The sequence below is a fragment of the Trinickia sp. genome, assembly GCF_051961175.1.
GTDB lineage: Bacteria > Pseudomonadota > Gammaproteobacteria > Burkholderiales > Burkholderiaceae > Trinickia.
This window is the reverse complement of the sequence record NZ_JBQCDN010000470.1, coordinates 1-2,292: the sequence shown is the minus strand read 5'-3', so window position 1 is coordinate 2,292 and position 2,292 is coordinate 1. Positions and strand designations below refer to the sequence as shown.

Here is a 2,292-nt window from a genome sequence, read left to right as displayed (position 1 = left end):
TTTGCCGATCCGCGCCGCGGCGATCCGCCGCAGCTAGGTGCGATCAATTGCGAGCGCAATCGTCAGGACCGGGCCGATCGTTCCCGTGCGGCGTGAGTTTTTGCGCGGCTTCGCGGCCATCAGGGGTTTTCAGCGCCGGCTCGATCGCAGGGAACAGCGAGAGCACCGGCACGCCGAGGTCGACACATTGCTCGGCCACGTTCATCAAAAGATCGACTGACACGCGCTCGACGCCGGGCATCGATGGGACGGCCTGCCGAACATGGGTGCCTTCGACGATGAAGACGGGGTAGATGAGGTCGTTCGTCGTCAGCACGGTTTCGCGCATGAGACGGCGGGAAAAATCGTCGCGCCGCATGCGGCGAGGGCGGTGATGCGGATAGAAGCTCATAGGGAAAATTCGCTGTCGAATCAGGGAACTGCCGGCCCGGCCGGCACAAAAACTTTTGCAAACAATGGTATATGATAGCGATCGAGCGAAACGCGTGCCTTCTAGCGAGCGCATGTCGCCGAGCTCCCCGCTTCTCCTCCCTGAGCGGGTGCCTGTCGTTTTTCGATTAGGCTGTTCAACCCGCCGAGATTCGGCGGGTTTTTTTACGTCGGCAGCCGTCGCGCCGAGCGCTCGGTGCCGCGACGCTGTGCCGCAGCGATGATCGATTAACCGCAGACGAAAGGCGCGCTCGAGGTTGGATACCTGACGCACAGGTTACGAGCGGGTTCGATGCGGTTTCCGCGCAGGGTCCTGTCAGGCCGTCGTGCCGGCATCCGCCCCGGCCGCGTCGGCGGCGAGCCAACCTTCGAGGCGTGCATGGGCTTCATCGAGGCCGACGCGCTTGAGCGCCGAAAACAGCTGCGCCGACAATTCCCCCTGGTAGCCGGCCGCGCGATACTCGGCAAAGCCCTTCTCCGTCGCGCGCAGCGCATTGATGCTTTCCTGCCGCGTCAGTTTGTCGCATTTGGTCAGGAGCGTATGGATGGGCTTGCCCGTTGGCGCAAACCACTCGATCATGCGTCTATCGAGTTCGGTGAGCGGGCGGCGCGAATCCATCATCAGCACCATGCCGCGAAGCTGGGCGCGGCTTTGGAGGTAGCTGGAGAGCAGCGCTTCCCAGTGGGATTTGGCGGCGCCGGGCACCTCCGCGTAGCCGTAACCGGGCAAATCGACCAGATAACCGGCCGGTTCGTCGGCCGGCCCCACGCCGAAGTAATTGATATGCTGCGTGCGGCCTGGCGTCTTGCTGGCGAAGGCGAGCCGCTTTTGGTTGCACAGGATGTTGATGGCCGTGGATTTACCCGCGTTCGAACGGCCCGCGAAGGCGATTTCGGGCTGGACAGTGGCGGGCAGGTCGCGCAAGTGGTTGACGGTCGTGTAGAAACGGGCTTGATGCAACAGGAAGGCCATGGCGAGACAGGAAGGTGGCGCGTAAAGCGCTCGAAGGAGGGCGCGGACGAGGCGGGGGCTTGCCCGACTGGCGTCTTGGCGATTAGCGAGTTATTGTACAATACGAAAGTTTTGCTGGAGACTGATCGAGGTGTTTGTCAAGCGCTTCGTGTTTTCGTGTTGACGGCCGCAGGTCGTTTCGCGGTTATCGGTCGCCGCGTTGTTTGCATCAACCTCTCGGGAAATCGCCGGGCCGCTCATGGCGATCATCCCGCTGTCCGCGAGGGCAGGGCCCCACGTTGGGCGTGGAGGACACTCTATTCTCACAAGACGAAACCGGGTGTGCGAATGAATCGACTGTGCAAGTCTTTGAAGGTGCTTGAAGTCGTTGCAGCAGCGGGTTTGTTGAGTTGGGCGGCACAAACGAGAGCGGCGGAAACACCTAAGCCGGACGTGAATCGAGGGCAAGCGATCGCCAGCAGCGTCTGTGCGTCTTGCCATGGGGCGGACGGCAACAGCGCGACCGGCTCGTTTCCCAAATTGGCGGGGCAGCAGCAGGCGTATCTCGTCAAGCAGCTGAAAGATTTCAAAGTGCAGGCGGGGGCCAAATCGGCCGCGCGCACGAATGCGATCATGGCTGGCATGGCGGCGGCGCTCTCCGATCAGGACATGCTCAACGTGGCCGCGTATTTCGCGAGCCAGACGCCGAAGCCGAATTTCGCGCACGATCCGGCCACGGTGCCGGACGGGCAAAAGATTTACCGTGGCGGGATCGCCGAGAAGAACGTGCCGGCCTGCGCCGGCTGTCACGGGCCGACGGGAATGGGCATCCCCGTGCAGTACCCGCGCTTGTCGTGGCAGTGGGCCGATTACACGGTCACGCAGCTGCACGCGTTCCAGCAGGGCGCGGG

General features: G+C 62.9%; 2 protein-coding genes and 1 pseudogene. 1 reads left to right on the top strand and 2 read right to left on the bottom strand.

Annotation, left to right across the window (positions count from 1 at the left end; genetic code table 11):
- Nucleotides 1-106 precede the first annotated feature (106 nt).
- Both ACTHL0_RS26655 and yihA read right to left on the bottom strand, forming a co-directional pair.
- Nucleotides 107-391 (bottom strand): annotated as a pseudogene (locus ACTHL0_RS26655) (porphobilinogen synthase); the annotation flags it as partial.
- Between the two features lie 354 nt (nt 392-745).
- Complete coding sequence (gene yihA / locus ACTHL0_RS26650) at nt 746-1,402, bottom strand: ribosome biogenesis GTP-binding protein YihA/YsxC (RefSeq protein ID WP_440570123.1); 657 nt, start codon at nt 1,400-1,402, stop codon at nt 746-748.
- A 327-nt stretch (nt 1,403-1,729) separates the two neighbouring features.
- Here yihA and ACTHL0_RS26645 point away from each other — a divergent pair.
- On the top strand, nt 1,730-2,292 hold a 563-nt coding region (locus ACTHL0_RS26645), incomplete at its 3' end, for a c-type cytochrome (protein ID WP_440570122.1).